This window comes from Nonomuraea sp. NPDC050022 (assembly GCF_044460705.1).
GTDB lineage: Bacteria > Actinomycetota > Actinomycetes > Streptosporangiales > Streptosporangiaceae > Nonomuraea.
In genome coordinates, this window is record NZ_JBITKE010000003.1 from 894,670 (window position 1) to 919,533 (window position 24,864).

Genomic DNA, 24,864 nt, shown 5'->3' on the forward strand with positions numbered 1-24,864 from the left:
TGCGTCTATGCAGGCTCTTTGTGACTCGCGAGTAACAAGCCGAGTTATCGAGAAATCAGATAACGTGTTCTCATGCGTACCCCGCAGGCGACCACCGCCGCGCCCCCCAGCGACACCGAGGGGATCATGGAGAGCCATTCCACGTCCGGCGGTCACAGCGTCCGTACGCGTAGCCAGCACCAGCGCCGCAAGCGCATCGTCCAGGCCGCCGCCGCCCTGGCCTCGCGCGGCGGCGTCGAGGCCATGCAGATGCGCACGGTCGCCGAGCGGGCGGGCGTCGCGCTCGGCACCCTCTACCGCTACTTCCCGTCGAAGATGGACCTGGTCGTGGCGGTCGTCGGCGAGGAGATCGACCTGCTGGAGAGCAGCATCCAGCGCCGTCCGCCGAGCGCCTCCACCCCGGCGGGCCGCGCGGTCGACGTCCTGATGCGCGCCACGCGCGGCCTGATGCGCGAGCCGGAGCTGGCCGACGCGCTGATCCGATCGCTGATCATGGCCGAGGTGGAGACGCCGTTCGGCGACCGGATGACGGGGCTGCTGCTGCGCGTGTCGGCCGACCTCACACGGGATCGGGCCAGCGAGGTGCAGCTCGACCTGGCGGGGTCGCTGTCCAGCGTGTGGGTGCAGGAGCTGCTGGAGATGCTGCGCGGGCGCCGCACCTATGAGCAGATCCAGCGCCGCATCGAGATCGCCGCCGCACGGCTGGTCAACGACCTCTAGTTGGCGTCAGCCGACGGCCCTGAAGGTACGGCGATACGCGTGCGGGGACACCCCCAGTGACGCGTGCAGGTGCTGCCTCATGGAGGCCGCCGTGCCGAAGCCCGACTGCTCCGCCACCCGGTCCACCGGCAGGTCCGTGCTCTCCAGAAGGTGTCTGGCCAGCTCCACGCGTTGCTGGAGCAGCCATTGGCCGGGACTCTGGCCTACCTCGTGGCGGAAGTGCCGGGTGAAGGTGCGTCTGCTCATGCCCGCGTGTTCGGCCAGGTCGGCCAGCTGGAGCGGGGTGGACAGGTGCTGGAGGGCCCACGCCCGGGTGGGGGCGGTGCCGGAGGCCGACGGTTCGGGAACGGGGCGTTCGATGTACTGGGCTTGGCCGCCGTCCCGCCACGGGGGGACGATGCAGTGGCGGGCCACCTGGTTGGCGATCTCGCTGCCGTGGTCGCGCCTCACCAGGTGCAGGCAGAGGTCCACGCCCGCCGACGCGCCCGCCGAGGTGAGCACATCGCCGTCGTCCACGAACAGCACGTCCGAGTCCATCCGCACCTCAGGGAAGAGGCGGGCGAAGCGCTCGGCGTGCCGCCAGTGGGTGGTGGCCGGGCGGCCGTCGAGGAGTCCCGCGGCCGCGAGGACGAAGGTGGCGATGCAGATCGAGACGACGCGGGTGCCCGGCCGTACCAGGGAGAGGGCGTCGAGGAGCCCGGCAGGCAGCGACTCCGGACCGGTGATGTCCGCGAAGCCGGCGGCGGCGGGGATGACGACGGTGTCGGCGCTCGCCAGCGCGCCCGCGTCGTGTTCGACGGCGATCGTGTAGTCGGCGGCCGTGGCGACGGGACCGCCGTCGAGCGTGCAGGTGATCACCTCGTAGAGCGGCTCGCCTCCCGGAGCACGTGCCGTGCAGAAGATCCTTGACGGCACGCTCAGCTCGAACGGGATGACGTTCGGCAGCGCCAGTACGACCACACGATGCATGGCCCGATCTTTACACATCTTGGCCTCCGGGCCACTCGCCGCCCGATACCCGGCGCAGCAAGCTTGACGGCATGAAGATGCGCGCGATCAGCCAGGACGCCCTGGGCGGGCCAGAAGTGCTGAAGATGATCGAGGTGGACAGGCCCACGCCGGGGCCGACCGAGGTGCTCGTGCGGGTGCACGCGGCCGGGGTCAACCCCGCTGACTGGAAGACCCGGGCCGGCGGTGGTCAGCTGGGGGCGCCGCCGTTCGTGCTCGGCTGGGACGTCTCCGGCGTCGTCGAGCAGGTGGGCCTGGGCACGACCATTTACCGGCCCGGTGACGAGGTCTTCGGCATGCTCCGCTTTCCGTACGGCCACGGCGCCTTCGCCGAGTACGTGAGCGCCCCGGCCCGCCATTTCGCCCCCAAACCCGCGAACCTCGACCACACCCACGCGGCCGCGATCCCCCTCGCCGCGCTGACCGCCTGGCAGGCGCTGGTGGACACCGCCAGGCTGGCGGAGGGTCAGCGGGTGCTCGTGCACGCGGCGGCGGGTGGTGTGGGGCACTTCGCCGTGCAGATCGCCAAGGCACGCGGCGCGTACGTCATCGGTACGGCCAGCGCCGCCAAGCACGAGTGGCTCCGCGACCTCGGCGCCGACGAGCTGATCGACTACCGGAGCGAGGACTTCGCCGAGGTCGTCCGCGACGTCGACGTGGTGATCGACACCATGGGCGGCGACTACGGCCCGCGCTCACTGCGTACCCTGCGCGAGGGCGGCACGATCGTCTCGCTGGCCCTCATGCTCCTGGACGAGAGCCTGCACGCGCGGGCCGCCGAACGCGGCATCCGGTCGGCGGCCATGCTCGTCGAGCCCGATCACGCCGCGATGAAGGCGCTGGCCGCGCTGGCGAAGGCCGGGAAACTGCGGGCCGAGCTGGCCGCCGTGCTGCCGCTGGCGGACGCGGCCAAAGCACACGAGCTGGGCGAGTCCGGCCGTACGACGGGGAAGATCGTCCTCTCTGTACGTCCCTGAGACTCGTCGATTTGTCGGTGGCGGGGACTATACAGGGAGGCATGACTGAGCGGCCGTCGAACGAGGAGTTCCTGCGGCAGACCGACCTGATGCGGCGCGAGTTGCTGGCGCACTGCTACCGCATGCTGGGGTCGGTGCACGACGCCGAGGATCTCGTCCAGGAGACCTATCTGCGCGCGTGGCGCGCCTATGACGGGTTCGAGGGGCGTTCGTCCCTGCGCACCTGGCTCTACCGCATCGCCACGACGGCCTGCCTGACGGCGCTCGACAGCCGGAGCCGGCGGCCGCTGCCGACCGGGCTCGGCGCGCCCGCGTCCGAGGCGACCGGCCCTCTGGTCGAGGGCAACGAGGTGCCGTGGCTGGAGCCCGTGCCCACCGGGATGGTCGGCGCCGGGGCCGACGACCCCGCCGCCATCGTCACCTCGCGCGACAGCATCCGGCTCGCGCTCATCGCCGCGCTGCAGCACCTGCCGCCCAAGCAGCGGGCGGTGCTGATCCTGCGCGACGTGCTCAAGTGGCGGGCCGCCGAGGTGGCCGAGGTGCTCGACACCACGACCGTCGCGGTCAACAGCGCGCTGCAGCGCGCCCGTGCCCAGCTCGACGAGGTGGCGCCGAGTCTCGACGACCCGATCGAGCCGCTGACGGCCGAGCAACGGGCGCAGCTCGACCGCTATGTGGCGGCGTTCGAGAATTACGACGTGGCGGGCATCGTGGAGTTGTTCACGAAGGACGCGGTCTGGGAGATGCCGCCGTTCACCGGCTGGTATCAGGGCGCCGAGGAGATCGGCCGGCTCATCGCGACCAACTGTCCCGCGAAGAAGGCCGGCGACCTGCGACTGGTGCCGGTCGAGGCGAACGGGCAGGCGGCGTTCGGGATGTATCTGCGGCACGGCGATGTCTATGACGCGTTCTCGCTGCCGGTGCTCACGTTCACCGGCTCGCGGGTCAGCCATGTCGCGATGTTCTTCGACCTGGGGCTCTTCGATACCTTCGGGCTTCCTCAGACGCTGAGCGGGGCTTCCACCGGAAACTAGAACGCGTTACAGTCACGTCCAGAGCATCATTCTGGAGGCTACTGTGGGCACACCGGTGATCGTCGAGGCCGTCCGCACCCCCATCGGCAAGCGTGGCGGCTGGCTGGCCGAGCTCAAACCGCAGCAGGTGCTGGCCACCGCGCTCAACGGCCTGATCGAGCGTTCCGGGATCGACCCGGCGATCGTCGGCCAGGTCTTCGCCGGGTGCGTGACCCAGGCGGGCGAGCAGGGCGGGCATGTGGGGCGATACTCCTGGCTGTACGCGGGGCTGCCGTACCAAACGGGAGTGACCACGGTCGACGCGCAGTGCGGATCGTCGCAGCAGGCCGTACACCTGGCGGCGGCGATGATCCGGGCCGGCGTGATCGACGTGGGCGTCGGGTGCGGGGTCGAGGTGATGAGCCGCGCGCCGCTCGGCAGCAACGTCCTGCCGGCCAAGCCGAAGCCCGACGACTGGAACATCGACCTGCCCGACCAGTTCACCGCGGCCGAGCGGATCGCGGAGCGGCGCGGGCTGACCCGCGAGCGGCTCGACTGGTTCGGGGCACGGTCGCAGCAGCTGGCCGCCAAGGCGTGGGCCGACGGGCGGTTCGAGCGGGAGATCGTGCCCGTCGGGCAGGTACGCAGGGACCAGGGCTTACGCGAGACCACCGTCGACGGGCTGGCCGGGCTCAAGCCGATGATGGGCGAGGGCGGCCGGCACACCGCGGGCACCTCGTCGCAGATCTCCGACGGCGCCGCCGCGGTGCTGGTGATGAGCGAGGAGACGGCCCTGCGGCACGGCCTGCGGCCCCGGGCGCGGATCCTGGCCCAGGCCCTCGTGGGCGCGGAGCCGTACTACCACCTGGACGGGCCGGTGGACGCGACGGCGAAGGTGCTCGCGATGGCCGGGATGACGATCGGCGACATCGACAGGTTCGAGGTGAACGAGGCGTTCGCGTCGGTCGTGCTGTCATGGGCGAGCGTGCATGAGCCCGACTTCGACCGCGTCAACGTCAACGGCGGCGCGATCGCGCTCGGCCACCCCGTCGGCGCCACGGGGGCGCGGCTGCTCACGACGGCGCTGCACGAGCTGGAGCGCTCCGACTCGGCGACCGCGCTGGTCACGATGTGCGCGGGCGGCGCGCTGGCGACGGCCACGATCATCGAACGCATCACGTGACGCACGTGGGACGGCCGTCCCACGATCACGTCCGACACCACACGGGCCCGCCGCGCGACCGCGTCCGGGAAAATCCCGTACCGATCTCACGTTTCCGTCCCGCACACTCGACCATGTACAAGCACGCTCAACGGGGGCCCCAGGCATGAAGACGACCCGGCGCAGGCCGTACACCGAGCAGCGCCCGCAGGACCTCGGCAGTGGGGTGTGGAGCGTGCCCGTGCCGATCCCCGGCAACCCGCTCGGCTACACGCTCGTCTACGCCGTCGACTCCCCCAAGGGCCCCGTGCTGGTGGACGCCGGCTGGAACCACCCGGATGCCTGGGCCGCCCTCAGCGGCGGCCTGCGGACGCTCGGCCTCGACGTGAGCGCGGTCAGAGGCGTGGTCGTCACCCACTTCCACCCCGACCACGCCGGGCTGGCCGGTCAGGTCAGGGCGGAGTCCGGCGCCTGGATCGCGATGCACGAATCGGACGCCGCGCTGGTCAGGCTCATGCACAGCTTCGCCGAAGGCGAGCACCGCGACTTCCAGGCCGACATGCTGCGGCGGGCGGGGGCCGGGCACGAGGACGTGGCGGTCGCGACCGCCGGCCGCCCGGACACGCCCGCGTTGCCCGACCGCGAGCTGCGCGACGGCGACCTGGTGGACCTGCCGGGCCGCAAACTGCGGGCCGTGCACACGCCGGGTCACACCCCCGGTCACATCTGCCTGCACCTGGAGGACGCCGACCGCCTGTTCACCGGCGACCACGTCCTCCCCGACATCACCCCCCACGTCGGGATTTATCCCTATGACCGGGACGATGTTGATCCGTTGGGGGATTTTCTGGAGTCGCTGGACCGCGTCGGCGAGCTGGGCCCGCTGGACGCGCTCCCCGCCCATGAATGGATATTTCCGGATGTAGCCGCGCGCGCCGCCGAGATCCGCCACCATCACGAGGAGAAGCTCCAGCGACTCGGCGCCCTCCTGGCCGAGCGCGCGCAACCGCTGACCATCTGGGAGACCGCCGCGATGATGACCTGGAACCGGCCCTGGGACGACCTGTCCCCCGTCCTGCGCGGCATGGCCGCGGGAGAGGCGGCCGCGCATCTGCGCACGCTGGAGGCGCGTGGCGTGATTCGCCGCGTCTCCGGAGTCGATATGGTGCGCTTCCAGGCCCTAGAATCCTAGACATCCGATGTCTAGGGAGAAAAGCGTGGCGGTCACCGACGCGGCCATCGACAAAATCAAGCAGATGATCCTCTCGGGCGAGCTCACGCCCGGCGACAGGCTGCCGAAGGAGGCCGACCTGGCCGAGCGCCTCGGCCTGTCGCGCAACTCGCTCCGCGAGGCCGTACGAGCACTGGCGCTGATCAACGTCCTCGACGTACGCCAGGGAGACGGCACCTACGTCACCAGTTTGGAGCCGCGCCTGCTGCTCGACACCATGTCGTTCGTGCTCGACCTGCATCGCGACGACACGGTGATCCAGTTCTTCGAGGTACGCCGCATCCTGGAGCCCGCGGCGACGGCGATGGCGACCGAGCAGATGACCGAAGGGGAGATCGACGAGCTCCGGGTGATCCTGGAGTCGCTGCCCGACTCACCCACGGTGGAGGAGTTGGTGGCCAACGACCTGGACTTCCACCACCGGATCGCGCGGGGTTCGGGCAACAGCGTGCTCTGCTCGTTCATCGAGAGCCTGTCCGGGCCGACGACCCGGGCGCGGATCTGGCGCGGGCTGACCCAGGAGGGCGCGATGGAGAAGACGCGGGAGCAGCACACCGCGATCTACGAGGCCATCGCGACCCGTCAGCCCGACGTGGCCCGCTCCTGGGCCACGGTGCACATCGCGGGAGTGGAATCCTGGCTGCGCAAGGCCCTCGACTGAGGGTAGATACCCCGGCGTGGCCGACAAACTGGAGAAATATCGCAGCAAACGCGACGCCAGCCGTACCCCCGAGCCCGTCCCCGACACGGCCCCCGAGTCGGGCGACGGCGCCGCGTTCGTGATCCAGGAGCATCACGCCCGCGCCCTGCACTGGGACCTGCGGCTGGAGCGCGACGGGGTGCTCGCCTCCTGGGCGATCCCCAAAGGCCTGCCGGCCGACCCACGCGTCAATCACCTGGCCGTACGTACCGAGGACCACCCGATGGAATACCTCGACTTCCACGGCGAGATCCCCAAGGGCGAGTACGGCGGCGGCACGATGACGGTCTGGGACCGCGGCACGTACGAGACCGAGAAGTGGTCCGACCGCGAGGTCAAGGTCGTGCTGCACGGCTCGCGAGCCGCGGGACGGTTCGTGCTGTTCCCGACGAACGGCAAGAACTGGATGATCCACCGCATGGACCCACCCTCCCGCGACCCCCTGCCCCCGCTCGACCCGATGCTTCCGGTCGAACGGACCCGGCTGCCACGTGACGTGGCCGACTACGCGTTCGAGTTCGCGTGGGGCGGGGAGCGCGTGCTGGTGGCGATCGACGGCGGGCGTACGGAGGCGGCGCGGCGCTATCCCTGGCTGCGCCCGCTCGCGGCGTCGTTCGGCAGCCGCACGGCGGTGCTGGACGGCGAGGTGGTCACGATGGCGGGCACGGAGGTTCTGGTCTGCTATGACCTCCTGTACGACGACGGCCACTCCCTGGTCGCGCTGCCGTACACGGCCCGCCGCGCGGCTTTGGAAGCGCTCATGCCGGCCTCCGCCCGCTGGCAGACCGCCCCCGCGTGGCCGGGCCAGGCCAGGCCGGTACGGCAGGCGGCCCGCGAGCAGGGGCTGCCCGGCGTGATCGCCAAGCGCCTCGACTCCCCCTATGAGCCGGGCGTGTCGAAGTCCTGGCTCTTCATCCCCGCCTAGCCCCGACCGACTCCTCGGGTATCGCGTGCAGGGCGGGCACGGCGCCCTGAGTGAAGACGTCGTCCAGGCGCCAGCGCGCGTACTGGTTCTCGCACGGCGGCCCGCTCGCGATGGACAGCACACGCTCATCAAGGTCCATCACGATCGAGTACACCGTCGTGGACAGGTCGGCCTCCGCGACGTCCGGATCGCGGTGGCGGCAGATGCCGTCAGGGAAGGAGAAGTGATCGCGCAGCGCCGCCACGATGTCCTCGACGGTCACCGCCCGTACGCGCGCCGCGTCCTCCAGCAGATGCCGCATCCGCGCGGGCCGCAGCAGCGTCAGAGCCGAGGCCGCCACCTTCTCGTCATGCAGCGGAAGCGGGCACTGGAAGTGGTTGGAGTGGGCCAGCAGGCCGTCCTCCGGCAGCAGGTGCCCGAACACACCGGGCGCCACCTCAAGGTCGATCGCCTCACCTCCGGCGTCGGCGATGAGCACGTTCCCCGAGGAGACGCGGGGCACGTTGAGCGTCCTGCGCAACGCGGTGCTCATCCGGGGCGAGTTCAGCACCCCGCGCAGCAGATAGTGGTACGGCACGCCCTCGCCGCCGGTGTCCAGGTCGGAGACGAGCAGGTTGGCGCAGACCCCGAGGCCCGCGGAGTTCAGGCCGCTCTTGGCCAGCATGCCCGCCTCGGCCAGCGTGAGCACCGAGAAGCCCTCGGTGTCGCGGGTCGCCAGCAGGAACGTGACGGGTCCCTGCTCGGGGTTCCAGTCCCAGTTCTGCGCGAGCAGGGTGTGGCCGTCGCGCGTGTACTGCGGCAACATCGCCACCGAGGTGCAGCCCTCGTCGTGGTAGCCGGTCCCGTAGAGCAGCTCGGTACGCGCGTTGAGCGCCGTGATGTGCTCGACCCGCCGGCCCGCGCCCTCGGCCAGGCCCTCCAGCATCTCCGCGATCGTACGGTCGTAACCCCGGGCCACGGCGAGATAGGTGGCGCCCCAGCGCAGCACGTCGGCGTCCGACAGGCCCACGTCGTCACGGAACCTGCGCAGGTACGTCTCCAGGCTCCGCTCGACGAGTTCGCTGGTCCGGCGGCCGATCTCGGCCCCCATCTCACGAGGCGTCCCCTCGACGGCGACGAGCGGCGGGCCGGCCGCCGGGTTGGGTTGACCGTACTCGATCATGTTTCCTCCAGTCGTCGAAGAACGCTGCGCACCTAGAAGCTGCCCTGGTTGAGCGGCCCCATTACCGGTCGGCCCGTAACGGAGATACGGACGGCAACCGTTTGCGCCTGAGCTGCACGAGCACCGCACCGAAGAGAGCGGAGCCTTGTGCAGCGTCCGTCGAGATCTTGGCGGGGTCAATGAGCGAGCGACCGATGCGTCATGTGCACCTACTCCCGTTCTGCTCGTGCGCCCTGCAGCCTGGCTTTCTACCTGCATCACACGCCGTGGCCGGTGCCGTTACAACGGAAGAGAAACGGAAGAGGAATGGAAGAACGGCGTCGTAGCGTCCTTCTGTCCGGCTGTAGCCATTTCTTCTGCGCAATGATTTGAAGTATGTGAGACATCGGGTCGTCGGCGTGTGCGAACGATATCAGTGCGGCGCTGTACGTGTTTCATGCCGATGTTCCAGGTGGCACATGTATCAAGCGGTACATCAAGCGCCCATGACTTCGTGAAGGAGAAGAGTGTCAGGATTCAGTCGCGGGCCCGTTCGACGACGGGTTACCGGTGTGGTCGCGATGGCCCTCGTGCCGTTGATGGTGGCGGTCGGGGTGGCCTGGGCCGCCGTCACCGACAACATGTTCCCGACCGAAAGCACCGGTAGTAGCTGCGTGATCGGCTTCGGCAGTCATCCACCATGCCAGACCGACAATCGCGAAGTCTATTTCTACATGGACAGCAGCGGCGAATACAAGCTGGAGTCGGAGGACCGGTCGACGGTAAACGCCGCCATTGACGGAGAGTACCGCCCCACGGATTTGGCCTTCCACTACGACTCGTCGCCGGTGTTCGAGGGGAGCGCGGAGACCGACATCATCTACCAGGAGGGCTCGACCGGCCTACCGGACAGTTCGGCCGGTAGGACGTGGTGCAATGGGGGCAGTGGCACGCATTACAAATGCGACCAGCAGTACATTCGCATCCGAGGCAACGGGCGTTACACCTACGCGAGAGTTTGCCATGAGACCGGACACGCCGTCGGCCTGCAACACGGCGACTACTCCACACCCATGCTCAGCAAGACCGATTCCCGCCTCGGCTGTCTGGTGACCCCTTCCACCGGCCATAACGATCTTGGCTCCAATAACCGGGAGAACATCAATGCCACTTATTAGGAGGGCCCCGGTGAAGCGTCTCACGTATATCGCAACCGGTATCGGGCTCGCCGCCGCTCTCGCTGTCGCGGGAGTCGCCACTGTGAATGCCGCCGACGGCGCGCCCGCACCGCGCCGGATCGTGATGGCCGACGGAGACGACCGCCTGCCCAGCATCACGGCCACGGACTGGGTGACGTACGCCGACCATGTGGTCGTCGTCAGCGCCACCTCCGAGGAGACGATCCCGCCCGCCCAGATCGAGATCGAGCGAGGGGAAGGATTGATCGGGCGGAAGGTGAATCTGGAGGTCAAAAAGGTGCTGTGGTCGCGGGAGGACGCGACCCAGCCGGCCCCGAAGGAGTGGCAGTACAACGCGTCCGGTTGGACCTTCGCCGAGGGAAACCTGAACAGTCCGACCGCGACGGCCATATACGATCGGCCGCGCATCGAACCCGGGCACCAGTACATCCTGGCCATCACCTGGGAGGGGCAGCACTGCGCCGAGGGCGACGCCCCGGAGCCCGCGAGGTGGATGGGGCTCGGCGAAGGTTCGGAGCTGCCCTTCGACGGCGACATCATCGGCCAGGGCGAGGAGGAGGGCCACGCGCAGAGCGCCGCCGAGGCACGCACGCTGGCGGCCGACGCCGGTCCGAACGCCGGCCTGGAAGAGGAAATGGCAGGCAACAGCGCGGACGCCCTCGCCGCCAAGCTGAAGGCGACCCAGCCTGGGGAAAGACAGCAGTTCGAACCGCCGCCGACGGCCACCTGCGGCTGAGCATCGGGTTGCCCTCTGCTCGCGGGCTTCTGGAAAGAGGCCTCCCCCAAAACCAGTTGGAACAGGCTACCGGCGAGGCCGATAAAGGCTGACCCAGAGTCGTACGGTGCCGCCCATTGTGCGGCGCCGTACGTGTTTCATGGCTTCCGAAGGAGAAGAGTGTCAGTATTCAGTCGCGGGCCCGTTCGACGACGGGTTACCGGTGTGGTCGCGATGGCTCTCGTGCCGTTGATGGTGGCGGTCGGGGTGGCCTGGGCCGCCGTCACCGACAACATGTTCCCGACCGAAAGCACCGGCAGTAGCTGCCTGACCGGTATGGGAAATTCGCCCTGCCAGACCGACAATCGCGAAGTCTATTTCTACATGGACAGCAGCGGTGAATACAAGCTGGAGTCGGAGGACCGGTCGAGGGTCAACGCCGCCATTGACGGAGAATACCGCCCCACGGATTTGGCCTTCCACTACGACTCGTCGCCGGTGTTCGAGGGGAGCGGGGAGACCGACATCATCTACCAGGAGGGCTCGACCGGCCTCCCGGACAGTGCGGATGGTAGGACGTGGTGCAATGCGCGCGGCGGCGAGCGGTACAACTGCGACCAGCAGTACATTCGCATCCGAGGCAACGGATATTACACCTACGGGCTGGTCTGCCATGAAACCGGACACGCTGTCGGCCTGCAGCACGGCGACTACGCCACACCCATGCTCAGCAAGACCGATTCCCGCCTCGGCTGTCTGACGACTCCTGTCAGGAGCAACGATCTTGGCTCCAATAACCGGGAGAACATCAATGCCACTTATTAGGAGGGCCCCGTTGACGCGTCTTACGTATATCGCAACCGGTATCGAGCTCGCCGCCAGTGCCGAACTTTCTCGGCCGGTGGACGCATGACGCGACTGGGCGGTTGAGAGGCACCCCCGGGTACGAATGACGAACGCGGCCCCCGATGATCGTCGGTTGTCCACACCAGTCGATCAGGAACAGAGGCCGCGTTCGCGTGCCGTCATCCCCGATGACGTGCTCGCCCGGTACATCGCCGCGGCAAGACCACCATCGTCACGACCAGAGCGCCATGAGTTCGGCGGCCAGAACGCCACGATCATGGCGACCACAGCGCCATAGGCTGCTGTAGGTGAGATGCTTAAGCCGTGGTCAGCAACGCATTGAACCGGGTCGTTCCACGTCATGCCGAACGTGCTGTGACCGAGGCTCTGGCGGACACTCGCGTCGTCCTCCTCAACGGAGCTCGTCAGTCTGGCAAGAGCACGTTGGTGCGCGTGGTCGCCAAAGACAGAACCGCCGAATGGCGCGACCTCGACACCGTGATCAACCGGCAGGCGGCCACCACCGACCCCGAGGGATTCGTGGCATTCCCGGACCTGATGGTCATCGACGAGATCCAGCGAGTCCCCGATCTGCTGCTCGCCATCAAGTCCCAAGTCGACCGGGATCCGCGGCCGGGCCGCTATCTCTTGACCGGCTCGTCCCGTGTGCTCGGTCTCCGAGGACTGCCTGACACGCTTCCCGGACGGATGGAGACCATCGAGCTCTGGCCCTTCTCTCAGGGAGAGATCGACGGCACGCCGGACGGTTTCGTGGACGCCATTTTCGCCGAGGGCGCAGGGCTGCATCACACATCGAAGGTCTCGCGAGGCGACTACGCCGAACGACTCGTCAGGGGCGGTTTCCCGGAGGCTGTCGCTCGGCCGACCGCCAAGCGTAGACAACACTTCTTCGACTCATACGTGGGCGACCTGATCGCCCGCGACGTGAGCCAACTGGCCGAGATCGAGCGTACTGACGAAATGCGGGCCCTGATTCGCCTGGTCGCGGCCCGTTCCGGGCAACTCCTCGTCGGCACCGATCTGAGCAATGAGCTCGGCATCTCGGCCAACACGGTCCGCCGCCACCTGGCCCTGTTGGAAGAGGTGTTCCTGATCAAACGCATCCCCGCCTGGTCGAGGAACATCAGCAACCGGGCCGTCGGAACGCCCAAAGTCGGCTGCGTCGACTCCGGCATAGCCGCGAACCTGGTCGGTGCCGACGCGCGCAGCCTGGTCCGACCGGGGAGCCTGTTCGGCCCCTTGTTGGAGGCGTTCGTCCTGATGGAGCTCGCTCGCCAGTTGACGTGGGCGGAGGAGCGAGTGGAGCTGTTCCACTACAGGACCAAGGACAAGATCGAGGTCGACGCGGTGCTCGAGAACCGGCAGGGCCGGGTGGTCGGGATCGAGGTGAAGGCCGCGTCCACCGTACGGAGCGAGGATTTCAAGGGGCTGAGGCATCTGGCCGACCGGCTCGGGGACGACTTCGTCGCGGGTCTCGTGCTCTATACCGGCGACCAGACCTACTCGTTCGGCGACCGGATGCGGGCGATGCCGGTGAGCGCGTTGTGGGAGATCGGCTAGGAGATACTCGGGGAATGCAGATTTCCGAAATATCGCCTGATAGTGAGTCGGTGGGGCCTCGGTTGCTGGCGGTTCAGCATGCCGCGTACGCGGTCGAGGCGAAGATCATCGAGGATGACCGGATTCCCCCGTTGAGTGAGACGCTCGATGAGCTGCGGGCGCAGCCGCTGCGGTGGGTGGGGGCGTTCGACGAGGACGAGCTACTGGTGGGGGCCGTCGCGTGGGAGGAGACGGTGGATGAGGTGGACATCAACCGGCTGGTGGTCGATCCCGCGGCGCATCGGCGAGGGGTGGGGCGGACGCTGGTCGAGGAGGTCATGAGCCGGGCGGGGAGCCGCAGGATCGTGGTGTCCACCGGCCGGGCCAACGCGCCGGCCAGGAAGCTGTACGAGCGGCTGGGGTTCGAGCGGCTCGACGAGGTGGAAGTGATCCCGGGGCTGTGGATCGCCAACTACGCCTACGGCGGCTGAACCGACTACCGCCTACGGGCCGCTAGGCCAGCTACGTCCCAGACGGCTGAACCGGCCACGTCTGCCGCAGTTGCGGGCTACGTGGCCGGGACGTTCAGCCATCCATGCCAGGCCGGTCGCGAGAGCTAGGCCGGTCTCGAGAGCTAGGCCGGTCGGGAGAACTAGGCCGGTCGCGGCAGGAGGCCCTCGGCCTCCAGTTCCGACCACAGGTTGTCGGGCACCGGACGCTCCCAGAGCGCCGCGTTGGTCGCCACCTCCTCCGGTGACCGGGCCCCGATGACGATGGAGGCCACCGCCGGGTGCCGGAACGGAAAGGCCATGGCCGCCTGCGGGAGCGGCACGTCGTACCTCTCGCAGACCTTGGCGATCCGTCTGGCGCGGTCGAGCACCTCGGCGGGGGCGGGCTCGTAGTTGTAGGTGCCTCCAGGGGTGGAGGTGGCCAGCAGGCCGCTGTTGAAGACGCCCGCCGCGAGCACGCGTACGCCCCGCTCGGCGCAGGCGTCGAGCAGTGGGAGCCCCGACTGGTCGATCAGCGTGTAGCGGCCGGCCAGCATGACCACGTCGATGTCGGTCTCCTGGACGAAGCGCAGCGGCACCTGCCACTGGTTCATGCCGACGCCGATCGCGCCGATCACGCCCTGCGAGCGGAGCTCGGCCAGCGCCGGGTACGCCTCACTGATGGCCTGGTCGGCGTGGGCGTCCGGGTCGTGGATCAGGGCGATGTCGACGCGGTCCAGGCCGAGCCGGGCCAGGGACTCCTCCAGAGATCTCCGTACGCCGTCGCCCGAGAAGTCCCAGACGCGCTCGAAGGCGGCCGGTACGTCGAAGCCCTGCTCGTCGCGACCGTCCACGGTGGAGGGGACCAGCAGGCGGCCGACCTTGGTCGAGAGCACGTAGCCCTCGCGGCCGGCGAGCGCGGCGCCGAGGCGGCGTTCGGACAGGCCGACGCCGTAGTGCGGGGCCGTGTCGAACAGCCGGACGCCATGAGACCAGGCGGCGTCCACGGTCGCGCGTGCCTGCTCGTCGCTGACCGCCTCGTAGAGGCCGGCGATCGGCGCCGCTCCGAAGCCGTGGCGGGGCAGTTCGATCATGTCGTTCTCCAGGTCAGCATTCGTCACGTCATTTCCCAGACCAGCGCGAGCCCGCCGGCGCCCTTGTCGAAGTCGCCGTCGAGCAGCCGGTTCATCTGGACCTGCCACGCCTGGTCGGCGGGATCGTCCTTGAGCGCCGCCTGCAGCGCGGCGTAGTCGTCGACCTCGACGAAGTGGAACAGGTCGAGTCCGTCGCGGAAGATGCGCCAGGAGTGCACGCCGTTGGCCCGCATGACCGCCTCCAGTTCGGCGGGGATGCTCGCGTGCTCCCGGTCGTAGGTCTCCTCGAGTCCGGGTTTGAGCCTGGTACGCAGTGCGATGCGTTCCATCAGTCCTGGGCCTTTCCGCCGGCGATCCGGCTGATGATGAGTGCGATCAGGATGATGCACCCATAGACGACCGGCTGCCAGAAACCGGAGACGCCCTTGAGAGTGAGGATGTTCTGGACCAGGCCGATCACCAGCACGCCGGTGAGCGCGCCGAGGATCGTGCCCTTGCCGCCGTCCATGCTGACGCCACCGATGACGGCGGCGGCGAACACCATGAAGATCCAGCCCACGCCCTGGTTGGAGCCGATGGCGCCGAGCCGCCCGGTCTCCAGGACACCGGCGAGTGCCGCCAACGTACCTCCGAGGATGAACACGCCCCACAGCACCCGGTCCACCCGGATGCCCGCCGCCCGCGCCGCGTCGGCGTTGCCGCCGATCGCGTAGAGCGAGCGCCCGAGCCGGAAGTAGCCGAGTCCGACGATGCCCGCCGCGAACAGCACGGCCGCGATCCAGATCGCCGCCGGCAGGCCGAGCCAGGTGGCGCTGCCCAGGTAGAGGATGGAGTCGGGCAGCTCGAACAGCGTCTTGCCCTCGGTCGGGCCCAGCTGCAGGCCGTGCACGATGATCAGCATGGCCAGCGTGACGATGAACGCCGACAGCTGAAACTTGATGATCAAAAACCCGTTGAACACCCCGATCGCCGCCCCGATCAGCAGGCAGAGCGGGATCACCAACGGCCCGGGCAGGCCGAGCCCGAACCCGCCGGCCGACGCCGGGATCACCAGCATCACCGCGATCGCCGGGGCCATGCCGACCGTCGACTCCAGCGACAGGTCGAACTTGCCGGCGATCAGGATCAGCGCCTCGGCCAGCACCAGCAGCGAGATCGACGCCTGCTGCTGGAGTACGTTGGTCAGGTTGCCGACCGATAAGAAGATCGGGTCCAGGAACGCGCCCACGATGAGCAGGATCAGGATCACCGGCACCAGCGTGAGGTCCCGGAACCTGGCGAGCCGCACCCTGGGGGCCGGCGCGGACAGTGTGGTTGTCACTCTTCAATGCCTTCCATCACGGCTACGAGCTCATGGTCGGTCCACCCACGCGGCACGTCCTTCACGACCCTGCCGTGGAACATCACCAGCACCCGGTCGCAGATGCGCAGGTCGTCGAGCTCGTCGGAGACCAGTACGGCCCCCGCTCCCCGCTCGACCGCGTCCTCGACGGCGCCGAGCAGAGCCTGTTTGGCCTTGACGTCGACGCCCGCGGTTGGGTTGATCACCACCAACGCGGACGGGTCGTCGACCAGCGCCCGCGCGAACACCACCTTCTGCGCGTTTCCTCCAGACAGATCACCGACGGGCTGATCGGGCCCTTCGGTCTTGATGTCCAGATCCTCGATCAGTCGCAAGGCCTTGTTCCGGCGTCTCGTCGGTGAGATGAGGCCGTACCTGCCGAGCTTGCGGGCGATCGGGAGCGTGCCGTTCTCCCCCACCGACAGCAGCGGGACGAAGCCCTCGCGGTTGCGGTCCTCCGGCACGAAGCCGAGACCCGCCCCCAGCGCGGCCGGTACGTCGCCCGGCCTGACCTGGGTGCCGTTGACCGTGACCGTGCCCGAGTCGGGTTTGCGCAGGCCGACCAGGGTCTCGGCCAGGCCGACCTTGCCGCTGCTGCCGGATCCGGCCAGGCCGACCACCTCGCCGCTCCTGACCGCCAGGTCGACGGCCTGGAATCGGCCGGCCAGCGACAGCCTCTCGGCCGACAGGACCACGTCGCCGTTCGCGGCGCCGCGGGTCCTGGCCTCGTACGCCGCCGTGGCCTCGCCCGTCATCGCCGCCACCAGCTCGTCGTGCGGCAGCTCGGCGACCGGTCTGGTCATGACATGCCGGGCGTCGCGGAAGACGGTGACGCTCTGGCAGATCTCGTACACCTCATCGAGATGGTGGGAGATGTACATCATCGTCACGCCCTGCTCGCGCAGCGCCCGCATGCGGGCGAACAGCCGCTCGATGGCCGGGCCGTCCAGCCGGGCGGTCGGCTCGTCGAGGATGATGAACCGCGCGCCGAACGACAGCGCGCGGGCGATCTCCACGAGTTGCCGCTGTTCGACGTTCAGGTCGCCGGCGAGTGCCTCCGCGTCCACCTCCACCTCGTACGTGGCCAGCAGTTCGCGGGCCTTCGCCCGGAGGGTCCGCCAGCTGATCATGCCGCCGGTGGTCTGGCGGTTGAGGAACAGGTTCTCGGCGACGGTCAGCGCCGGGATGATCGTCGACTTCTGGTACACGCAGGCGACCCGCTGCCGCCAGGCGTCACGGTCCGCGAGGGCGGGCGCCGTCTCTCCCGAGAACCGCACCTCGCCCTCGTCCGGCCGCTGAAGCCCGGTGAGAATCGACACCAGGGTGGACTTTCCGGCGCCGTTCCTGCCGACGAGCGCGTGGGTCTCCCCCTCGGCGATCGCGATGCCCGCGCCGTTGAGCGCCGTGGTGGGGCCAAAGCGCTTCACGACATTTCGGGCTTCAACATGATTTTTCATTACTTGACCTGGTTGCCCCAGAGGCTCTTGTCGTCCACATTGTCCTTGGTGACGAGCGGGGCGGGAAGCTGGTCCTCCAGGCCGTTCGGCAGCTGGATGATCGTGCTGTCGTGGTCGGTCGGCCCCGGCTTGAAGGTCTTGCCGTCGATCGCCGCCTTGGCGTAGAAGAGGGCGTACTTCGCGTACAGGTCAGCGGGCTGCGACACCGTGGCATCGATGTCACCCTTGCGGATCGCCTCGAACTCCTGCGGGATGCCGTCGTTCGACACCACGAACACGTGCTTGGGATCGGTCGGGGGGACGAGCAGGCCCTTCTGCTTCAGCACCTGCAGCGTCGGGGCCAGGTGCACACCACCGGCATGCATATAGATCCCCTTGATGTCCGGGTTCTGCTCCAGCCTGGTCTGCAGCATGGACGCGGCCTTGCTGCCCTCCCACTCGGTCGGCTCTTCGAAGACCGTGATCCCGGGGAACTTCGCCTTCATGCACTCCCGGAACGCCTCGGCCCGGTCGCGCCCGTTGATCGAGCTCAGGGAGCCCATCAGCTGGACGACCTTGCCCTTGCCGCCCAGCTTCTCGCCCAAGAACTCGCAGGCTTTCGTCCCGTACGCCCGGTTGTCCGCGCGTACGACCATGTAGACCTGACCCTTGTCCGGCCTGGTGTCGACGGTCACGACGGGGATCTTCTTGTTCGCCAGCGTCTGGAGGGTCGTGGCGATCGCGCCGGTGTCCTGGGGCGCCATCACGATCGCCTTGGCCCCTTGGCCAGTCAGCGCCTGAACGTTGTTGACCAGCTTGGTCACGTCGTTCTGCGAGTTCGTCGCGGGCATCAGGTCGACTTTGAGCTCGCCGGCCATCTGCGGGACGTACTTGATGTAGGAGTTCCAGAAGTCGGAGTCGGCGCGCGGGTGGTCGATGCCGACCTTCCCGCCGCCGCCTCCTCCGGCTGCTGTCTGACCTCCGGAACCGCAGGCGGTGATGACCGCCAAGAGGACCGCGCCTGCGGCTAAAGGACCGAACTTCATGGTGGGGGGTTACCTTCCTCGAATGCCTCTGCTTGATCGGCCCTCGACTGGGCTTAGCTGTCCGTCGATTCGTTTAGTTGACCGGCCGGAGCCGCAGCCCCTGCATGCCGCCGTCGACCGCGAGCGAGGTGCCGGTCGTCGCGCCGGCCTCGGGCCCGGCCAGGTAGGCGATCGCCGCGGCCACCTCCTGCGCGCTGACCAGGCGACCCATCGGCTGCCTGGCGTTCAGCGCCTGCCTCTCCGCCACCGGGTCGTCGGCCGCGTCGAGCAGCCTTCCCACCCACGGAGTGTCCGCTGTGCCGGGGTTGACGCAGTTGACCCTGATGCCCTCCCGTACATGATCCGCCGCCATCGCCAGCGTGAGCGACAGGACCGCGCCCTTGGTCGCGCTGTACAGCGCCCGGTTCGGCAGGCCCGCGGTGGCCGCGATCGAGCACGTGTTGACCACCGCCGCGTGCTCCGACTGCCTGAGGTACGGCAACGCCGCCCGGGTCACCCTGACCATGCCGAACACGTTGACGTCGAACGCCTTCTGCCACTCGCTGTCGGGATTGTCGGCGACCGTACCCTGCGCCCCGATGCCCGCGTTGTTGACCACGATGTCGATGCCGCCGAGCCGCTCGGCCGCTTCGGCCACGGCAGCGCGTACGCCGGCGTCGTCCGTGACGTCCACCTTGATCCCGATGAACGGATCACCGGGCGGGTTGATGTCGAAACAGGCGACCTTCATGCCGCGCTCGGCGAGCAACGTGGCCGTGGCCAGGCCGATACCGGCTCCGCCGCCCGTGACAATCGCTTTGAGACTCATGCGTCCCTCCAGACCTCGCCGCCGGGGAAAGTGTGGGCGGCGATCGATTCGGGGTGCATCGCCGCGCTGAAGCCCGGCGCGCTGGGGGCGGCGTAACGGCCGCCTTCGATGACCACGGGGTCGACGAAATGCTCGTGCAGGTGGTCGACGTACTCGATCACCCGGTTTTCCATCGTGCCGGTCACGGCCACGTAGTCGAACATCGACAGGTGCTGTACCAACTCGCACAGCCCCACGCCGCCGGCGTGCGGGCAGACGGGGATGCCGAACTTGGCCGCGAGCAGCAGGATCGCGATGTTCTCGTTAACACCGCCGACCCGAGCAGAGTCCAGTTGCAGGTACGAGATCGCGCCCGCTTGCAGGAGCTGCTTGAACACGATCCGGTTCTGCACATGCTCGCCGGTGGCCACCGGGATGGGCTTGATGCCCGCGGCGATGGCGGCGTGGCCGAGCACGTCGTCGGGGCTGGTCGGCTCCTCCACCCAGTGCGGGTTGAACTGCTGCAGAGCGTTCACCCAGTCGATGGCCGCGCCCACGTCCCAGCGCTGGTTGGCGTCGATCGCGATGGGGAAGTCGGCCCCGCACACCTCGCGGGCCACCCGGAAACGTCGGATGTCGTCGTCGAGGTCGGCGCCCACCTTGAGCTTGATCTGGCGGAAGCCGGCGTCGAGGGCCTCCTTGCACAGCCGGCGCAGCTTGTCGTCGTCGTAGCCGAGCCAGCCGGGAGAGGTGGTGTAGGCGGGATACCCCTCGCGCTTGATGTCCTCGACCCGCTGCGCCTTCCCCTTTTCCGCCTTTTTCAGGATTTCTAGGGCCTGTTCGGGCGTCAGGGCATCGCTCAGGTACCGGAAGTCGATGAGATCGACGATCTCCTCGGGAGTCATCTCGGACAGCAGCAACCAGAGCGGCTTGCCCGCCCGCTTCGCCTTCAGATCCCACAGCGCGTTGACCACGGCGGAGATCGCCATGTGCATGACGCCCTTCTCGGGGCCCAGCCAGCGCAGCTGCGAGTCGTAGACCATCTCCTTGTAGAGAGCGCCCAGGTCCTCGACGTCCCTGCCGATCACGTACGACTCGAGGGCGCTGATCGCCGCGGTCTGTACGTCGTTACCGCGCCCGATGGTGAACGCGAACCCGTGCCCGGCGTAGCCGTCATCGGTTTTGAGAACCACGTAGGCGGCCGAGTAGTCGGGGTCGGGGTTCATGGCGTCGGAGCCGTCCAGCTCCCGGGAGGTGGGGAAACGGATGTCGTGCGTCTCCAACTCCACGATCCGGTAGCTGCTCGTCTGTCCGTCGGGAGTCGTCATGCCTGGCCCACCGTCTGGCGCTGGCGGCCGAGTCCCTCGATCTCCAGCTCCATCACGTCACCCGCACGCAAGTACGGCTGGCCGGGCATCCCCATGGCGACCCCGGCGGGAGTACCGGTGTTGATCACATCACCCGGATCCAGCACCATGAACTGGCTCAGGTACCGGACGATCTCCGCCACGTCGAAGATCATGTTCTTGGTGACGCCGTCCTGGCGCACCTCGCCGTTCACCGACAGCCGCATCGTCAGGTTCTGCGGGTCGGCCACCTCATCGGCGGTCACCAGCCAAGGCCCGAGCGGATTGAACGTCTCGCACGACTTGCCCTTGTCCCACTGGCCACCCCGCTCCAGCTGGAACTCCCGCTCAGAGACATCGTTGGCCACCGCGTACCCCGCGATGACGTCGAGCGCCTCCTCCCGACTGCCCAGGTAGCGGGCCCGCTTACCGATGATGACGGCCAGCTCCACCTCCCAGTCGGTCTTCAGACTGTTGCGCGGTACGAGCACCTCGTCGTACGGGCCCACCATGGTGTTGGCGGCCTTCATGAACACGACCGGCTCCGCCGGAACCTCCGCGCCGGACTCGGCCGCGTGGTCGCTGTAGTTCAGCCCGATACAGACGATCTTGCCTGGTCGCGCGACCGGAGCTCCGATTCGCAGCCCCTCGGCCGCGATCACAGGCAGCGCATCGCGCTCGAGCGCGTCGCGGACGCGCGCCACTCCCCCGGAAGCGAGGAAAGCCCCATCGATCTCGGGCTCTCCGATGTCGCGCAGGTTACCGGCGCCATCCATCACCACCGGGCGCTCCTGGCCGACAGGTCCTACTCGCAGCAGCTTCACACCGCATCCTTAAGTTATACATCGGATGTATCTAGCACGATGCTGGTCGGCCTCGGTAGGGCCTGTCAAGCCTTCACGCGCGATACATCGGATCCATAGAGGCCGAGAGTGGCCGCTGAAGTCGCATTACAAACGGTTGCAGTGACCAGTAAGGCCCATCCTTCTGGCGAAGGTTCGCTATGCAGCGGTCACATACATCGGATGGCACCCTTTCCACATGGCGGACTCCTTTCACCTGCGTAACGGGTGGATCCTCGGAGGTCTAGCATAAATCCCTGGGCAGAACCCGGCTCACCCACCCCGCAGCCTTCCCCATCCGCCCCCACCACAAGCCCCACTTAACGGGTAAACCTCCGCCAGATGGCACCAAACACCCGATGAATCTACTCAACCTTGCACGTACGGGATGGCCCCGCCCCCTCATGGCCACCCCTCACAACCGACCTCAGCCACTTCGACGGAGGTCGGTCCAACCCAACGACGTCACCAACCACACCAACCCCAACAGGAGGACTGTCCGGCAAGCGGTTGGAATGTCAGCTCAGGTTGTAGGCCGTAGGCGGCGAGGGCGAATGGGCGATGTGGTCGCCCGAGACCTTAATGCGGTGCCCACGAACGTTCGCCGGACTTCCGGTCCTCCGCTCCCCCGGCGGCAGCACGTCTCCGTGCAGACCCCGACCACGACGAACCGCCTACTTCCCCTCCCCGGAGAGGACATCCCTCCGGTCTTCTCCCACCTCCCAGAGGGGGATCTCTCCCAAGGCCCCCGACCACCACGGACCGTCGCAGGGGCCGAGACGGTCGCGTGACGAACCATCCGGAAACCGTTGGGGACATCGCCTTAGAGGTTCTGACAGAAAGCTTCCGTCAGCGGGCGACGACGCTGATAAGCGAACGTCCCGTTGATCACCCGCGAGAGGGAAGGGGTTCACCCGTGCGAGGGACCCCCGGCCGAGGTGGCTCGCAGACGCTAGGGACATGGTGAGTGAGCGAAGTGAAGTACCCGTCCCGCGTTGGGCCAAGCGGGCGGCCTACGCGTCCGCGCTTTCGGCGACGATCGGGTTCATACCGCTGCACGCGGTCTGGGCTCTGGGAATTCCTCTCTGGGCCGACGAGGGCAAGTTCCGGGACTGGTACGCGCAAGGCGGCAGCCCCTATCTCCTCATCCTCTGCGCCATGGCGATACTGGCCGGAACCCTGGCGCTGAGCTTTGTGCGACCATGGGGCCTGGTCTTCCCGCGCTGGGTGCCGCTGCTCTCCGGGCGGAGGGTGCCGCGCCGGACGCTTGCCACCACGGCGTTCGCGGTGTCGGCCTTCTTGCTCGGATACACGGCATGGGCCGCATGGCGGTTGGCTACCGACTTCAGCGACGACGGCATTTTCAGTCCGTGGATCGTCGTCTACGGGATTCCACAGTTCTTGGTCTGGGGCATCGGCCTGGTTCTCGCTGCCTGGTCGTACCGCGCCCGTGCCGCAGTGAGCCGTGTGGGGTCCGGCCGCTGACGCGGTCGGCCGACCCGGCCGCTTGCAACGATCAGCATCCCGGACAGAGCCGTGGGGAGAGCACCCGGGAGAGCACCGAAGGAGCTGAGAGAGAGCTGAGAGGGCAGAGGCTGGGCCGCTGGACGGATGGGCGGACCGGTTGGCATGATCATGGACGAGCAGACAAGATGAGTCCGCCTCAGGCATGGCAGAGCCAGCTTGCGGGCGTCGGTGGACCGGGATGATCGGTGGGCCGAGATGGCGGGGATCGGGATGATGGCGGGGCGGGCGGTTGACTGAGGCACCAGCGCGTAATAGAACACGTTTCAATAAGGCGCTTAACCAAGCGCTTGATCACTCGACAGGCCCGAGGTGAGCTCGAATGCATATTAACCTCGTCGACCAGGACCGTTACGCGACCTCCGGCCCGCCACACGAGCAGTTGCGCTGGCTGCGCGACCACGATCCCGTACACCGGCACGAGGGCGAGCCCGACTTCTGGGCCGTCACCCGATATGACGATGTCGTACAGGTGTCTCGGCGCTCGGACTTGTTCTCCTCGTCCAGGAAACTGGCGCTGTTCGACGAAGTCACCGAGGAGCAGCGGGCGCTGCAGCGGCTGATGATGCTCAACCAGGACCCGCCAGAGCACACGCGGCGGCGGTCGCTGGTCAACCGGGGGTTCACGCCGCGCACGATTGGAGCGCTCGAACAGCACATCCGGGATATCTGCGACGACCTTCTCGACAAGTGCTCAGGGGAGGCGGACTTCGTCACCGAGGTGGCGGCTCCGCTGCCGCTCTACGTGATCTGCGAACTGCTCGGCGCCCCGGTCGAGGACCGGGACAAGATCTTCAACTGGTCGAACCGCATGATCGGCGCCCAGGACCCCGACTACGCCACCTCGGAGGACCAGGGCGGCGCGGCGGCCATGGAGGTGTACGCGTACGCCAACCAACTGGCCGCCCAGCGCAAGGCGAACCCACGCGACGACATCGTCACCAAGCTCATCCAACCCGACGAGAAGAGCGGCGAGACGCTCGGGGAGGATGAATTCGACCTCTTCGTCCTCCTGCTGGTGGTCGCCGGCAACGAGACCACCCGCAACGCGGCCTCCGGCGGAATGCTCGCCCTCTTCGAGCACCCCGAACAGTGGCAACGCCTGGTCGCGGACCCCACGCTGGCGGGCACGGCGTCCGACGAGATCGTCCGGTGGGTGTCGCCGGTGAACCTGTTCCGGCGCACGGCCACGGCGGACACGGTGCTGGGCGGCCAGCAGATCGCCGAGGGCGACAAGGTCGTGGTCTTCTATTCGTCAGCGAATCGGGACACCTCCATTTTCCCGGATGCCGAGATATTCGACATCGGCCGCAACCCGAACCCGCACATCGGCTTCGGTGGCGGTGGGGCACACTTCTGCCTGGGCAACCACCTGGCGAAGCTGGAGTTGCGAGTGCTGTTCGAGCAACTGGCCCGGCGGTATCCCCGACTGCGGCAAACGGGAGAGGCACGGCGCCTGCGGTCGAACTTCATCAACGGCATCAAGGAACTGCCGGTCGTCATGGACTGATCGCCGGCCAGCCGCCCTTCGACCGGCTGGCCGCCATGGATGATCGCGAGCCAGCCGACTCGTAGGGAGCTGGCTCATCCTTCATCTGGCATAACCGAAAAGCAAGGCGATCCACATGTCATTTGCCACGTGGAGCGACCAGCGATCACTCTCATGAATGACAGTCTGCCCGTTCTGGAGAGCTGTCCGGCGAATGAACCGCAACCCACCGAGCGCGATCAGTTCATAAACGACCTCATTACAGTCGCAGGT

Annotated in this window: 24 protein-coding genes; 14 read left to right on the top strand and 10 right to left on the bottom strand. The window is 67.9% G+C overall.

Translation table 11 applies throughout. The annotated features are described in order from the left end of the window. Positions 1-126 precede the first annotated feature (126 nt). Positions 127-720: a TetR family transcriptional regulator gene (locus ACIBO2_RS15590; protein WP_357644750.1), complete on the top strand. Its 594-nt coding sequence runs from the start codon at positions 127-129 to the stop codon at positions 718-720. A gap of 6 nt (positions 721-726) precedes the next feature. On the opposite strand, the gene ACIBO2_RS15595 is transcribed toward ACIBO2_RS15590, so the two are convergent. Beyond that, positions 727-1,689 carry a helix-turn-helix domain-containing protein gene (locus ACIBO2_RS15595; RefSeq protein WP_358539150.1) on the bottom strand — a complete coding sequence of 321 codons (963 nt, stop codon included), beginning with the start codon at positions 1,687-1,689 and terminating at the stop codon, positions 727-729. Between the two features lie 77 nt (positions 1,690-1,766). Between ACIBO2_RS15595 and ACIBO2_RS15600 the strand changes: the two genes are divergently transcribed. From ACIBO2_RS15600 to ACIBO2_RS15625, 6 genes are all read left to right on the top strand, one after another. Beyond that, on the top strand, positions 1,767-2,705 hold the full coding sequence (locus tag ACIBO2_RS15600; protein WP_397297668.1) for an NADP-dependent oxidoreductase: 939 nt from the start codon (positions 1,767-1,769) through the stop codon (positions 2,703-2,705). A 41-nt stretch (positions 2,706-2,746) separates the two neighbouring features. Then, entirely contained in the window at positions 2,747-3,739 is a 993-nt protein-coding gene (locus ACIBO2_RS15605; protein ID WP_358539147.1) for a sigma-70 family RNA polymerase sigma factor, read from the top strand. 43 nt (positions 3,740-3,782) lie between these two features. Next, a complete protein-coding gene (locus ACIBO2_RS15610) occupies positions 3,783-4,901 on the top strand; it encodes a steroid 3-ketoacyl-CoA thiolase (RefSeq protein WP_358539145.1) in 1,119 nt (372 codons plus the stop codon). Positions 4,902-5,046: 145 nt separating this feature from the next. Then, positions 5,047-6,072, top strand: a complete 1,026-nt coding sequence (locus tag ACIBO2_RS15615) for an MBL fold metallo-hydrolase (protein ID WP_397297484.1) — start codon at positions 5,047-5,049, stop codon at positions 6,070-6,072. Positions 6,073-6,097: 25 nt separating this feature from the next. Next, positions 6,098-6,772 carry a FadR/GntR family transcriptional regulator gene (locus tag ACIBO2_RS15620; protein ID WP_358539141.1) on the top strand — a complete coding sequence of 225 codons (675 nt, stop codon included), beginning with the start codon at positions 6,098-6,100 and terminating at the stop codon, positions 6,770-6,772. 16 nt (positions 6,773-6,788) lie between these two features. Continuing rightward, the gene (locus ACIBO2_RS15625; RefSeq protein ID WP_358539138.1) at positions 6,789-7,736 is read left to right on the top strand and encodes a DNA polymerase ligase N-terminal domain-containing protein; all 948 of its coding nucleotides are present in this window, start codon (positions 6,789-6,791) and stop codon (positions 7,734-7,736) included. On the opposite strand, the gene ACIBO2_RS15630 is transcribed toward ACIBO2_RS15625, so the two are convergent. Continuing rightward, a complete protein-coding gene (locus tag ACIBO2_RS15630) occupies positions 7,723-8,898 on the bottom strand; it encodes a C45 family autoproteolytic acyltransferase/hydolase (protein ID WP_397297486.1) in 1,176 nt (391 codons plus the stop codon). The genes ACIBO2_RS15625 and ACIBO2_RS15630 overlap by 14 nt on opposite strands. A gap of 551 nt (positions 8,899-9,449) precedes the next feature. Between ACIBO2_RS15630 and ACIBO2_RS15635 the strand changes: the two genes are divergently transcribed. The 5 genes from ACIBO2_RS15635 (at position 9,450) to ACIBO2_RS15655 (ending at position 13,688) form a co-directional block, all read left to right on the top strand. Further along, a complete protein-coding gene (locus ACIBO2_RS15635; RefSeq protein WP_358539134.1) occupies positions 9,450-10,055 on the top strand; it encodes a hypothetical protein in 606 nt (201 codons plus the stop codon). Positions 10,056-10,065: 10 nt separating this feature from the next. After that, the gene (locus ACIBO2_RS15640; RefSeq protein ID WP_358539131.1) at positions 10,066-10,812 is read left to right on the top strand and encodes a hypothetical protein; all 747 of its coding nucleotides are present in this window, start codon (positions 10,066-10,068) and stop codon (positions 10,810-10,812) included. 213 nt (positions 10,813-11,025) lie between these two features. Next, positions 11,026-11,616, top strand: a complete 591-nt coding sequence (locus tag ACIBO2_RS15645; RefSeq protein WP_397297488.1) for a hypothetical protein — start codon at positions 11,026-11,028, stop codon at positions 11,614-11,616. A gap of 345 nt (positions 11,617-11,961) precedes the next feature. After that, the gene (locus ACIBO2_RS15650) at positions 11,962-13,218 is read left to right on the top strand and encodes an ATP-binding protein (RefSeq protein ID WP_358539125.1); all 1,257 of its coding nucleotides are present in this window, start codon (positions 11,962-11,964) and stop codon (positions 13,216-13,218) included. A 50-nt stretch (positions 13,219-13,268) separates the two neighbouring features. Beyond that, a complete protein-coding gene (locus ACIBO2_RS15655) occupies positions 13,269-13,688 on the top strand; it encodes a GNAT family N-acetyltransferase (RefSeq protein ID WP_358539122.1) in 420 nt (139 codons plus the stop codon). 161 nt (positions 13,689-13,849) lie between these two features. On the opposite strand, the gene ACIBO2_RS15660 is transcribed toward ACIBO2_RS15655, so the two are convergent. The 8 genes from ACIBO2_RS15660 to ACIBO2_RS15695 all read right to left on the bottom strand — a co-directional run bounded on the left by ACIBO2_RS15660 (position 13,850) and on the right by ACIBO2_RS15695 (position 21,560). After that, the gene (locus ACIBO2_RS15660; RefSeq protein ID WP_358539119.1) at positions 13,850-14,806 is read right to left on the bottom strand and encodes an aldo/keto reductase; all 957 of its coding nucleotides are present in this window, start codon (positions 14,804-14,806) and stop codon (positions 13,850-13,852) included. Then, the gene (locus ACIBO2_RS15665) at positions 14,803-15,108 is read right to left on the bottom strand and encodes an L-rhamnose mutarotase (protein WP_358539116.1); all 306 of its coding nucleotides are present in this window, start codon (positions 15,106-15,108) and stop codon (positions 14,803-14,805) included. Before ACIBO2_RS15665 ends, ACIBO2_RS15660 begins: the two co-directional genes overlap by 4 nt. Then, on the bottom strand, positions 15,108-16,100 hold the full coding sequence (locus tag ACIBO2_RS15670) for an ABC transporter permease (RefSeq protein WP_358539114.1): 993 nt from the start codon (positions 16,098-16,100) through the stop codon (positions 15,108-15,110). Before ACIBO2_RS15670 ends, ACIBO2_RS15665 begins: the two co-directional genes overlap by 1 nt. Then, complete coding sequence (locus ACIBO2_RS15675) at positions 16,097-17,548, bottom strand: sugar ABC transporter ATP-binding protein (protein WP_397297492.1); 1,452 nt, start codon at positions 17,546-17,548, stop codon at positions 16,097-16,099. The genes ACIBO2_RS15670 and ACIBO2_RS15675 overlap by 4 nt, the downstream gene beginning before the upstream one ends. Positions 17,549-17,577: 29 nt before the next feature. Further along, entirely contained in the window at positions 17,578-18,603 is a 1,026-nt protein-coding gene (locus ACIBO2_RS15680; protein WP_358539109.1) for a sugar ABC transporter substrate-binding protein, read from the bottom strand. Positions 18,604-18,676: 73 nt separating this feature from the next. Then, positions 18,677-19,411: an SDR family oxidoreductase gene (locus ACIBO2_RS15685; RefSeq protein WP_357949902.1), complete on the bottom strand. Its 735-nt coding sequence runs from the start codon at positions 19,409-19,411 to the stop codon at positions 18,677-18,679. Beyond that, positions 19,408-20,718 carry an L-fuconate dehydratase gene (locus ACIBO2_RS15690; RefSeq protein ID WP_358539107.1) on the bottom strand — a complete coding sequence of 437 codons (1,311 nt, stop codon included), beginning with the start codon at positions 20,716-20,718 and terminating at the stop codon, positions 19,408-19,410. The genes ACIBO2_RS15685 and ACIBO2_RS15690 overlap by 4 nt, the downstream gene beginning before the upstream one ends. Next, on the bottom strand, positions 20,715-21,560 hold the full coding sequence (locus ACIBO2_RS15695; RefSeq protein ID WP_358539105.1) for a fumarylacetoacetate hydrolase family protein: 846 nt from the start codon (positions 21,558-21,560) through the stop codon (positions 20,715-20,717). Before ACIBO2_RS15695 ends, ACIBO2_RS15690 begins: the two co-directional genes overlap by 4 nt. Before the next feature lie 978 nt (positions 21,561-22,538). Between ACIBO2_RS15695 and ACIBO2_RS15700 the strand changes: the two genes are divergently transcribed. Both ACIBO2_RS15700 and ACIBO2_RS15705 read left to right on the top strand, forming a co-directional pair. Then, positions 22,539-23,063: a hypothetical protein gene (locus ACIBO2_RS15700; RefSeq protein WP_397297495.1), complete on the top strand. Its 525-nt coding sequence runs from the start codon at positions 22,539-22,541 to the stop codon at positions 23,061-23,063. Between the two features lie 361 nt (positions 23,064-23,424). After that, positions 23,425-24,612 carry a cytochrome P450 gene (locus ACIBO2_RS15705; protein WP_358539101.1) on the top strand — a complete coding sequence of 396 codons (1,188 nt, stop codon included), beginning with the start codon at positions 23,425-23,427 and terminating at the stop codon, positions 24,610-24,612. Positions 24,613-24,864: the final 252 nt, after the last annotated feature.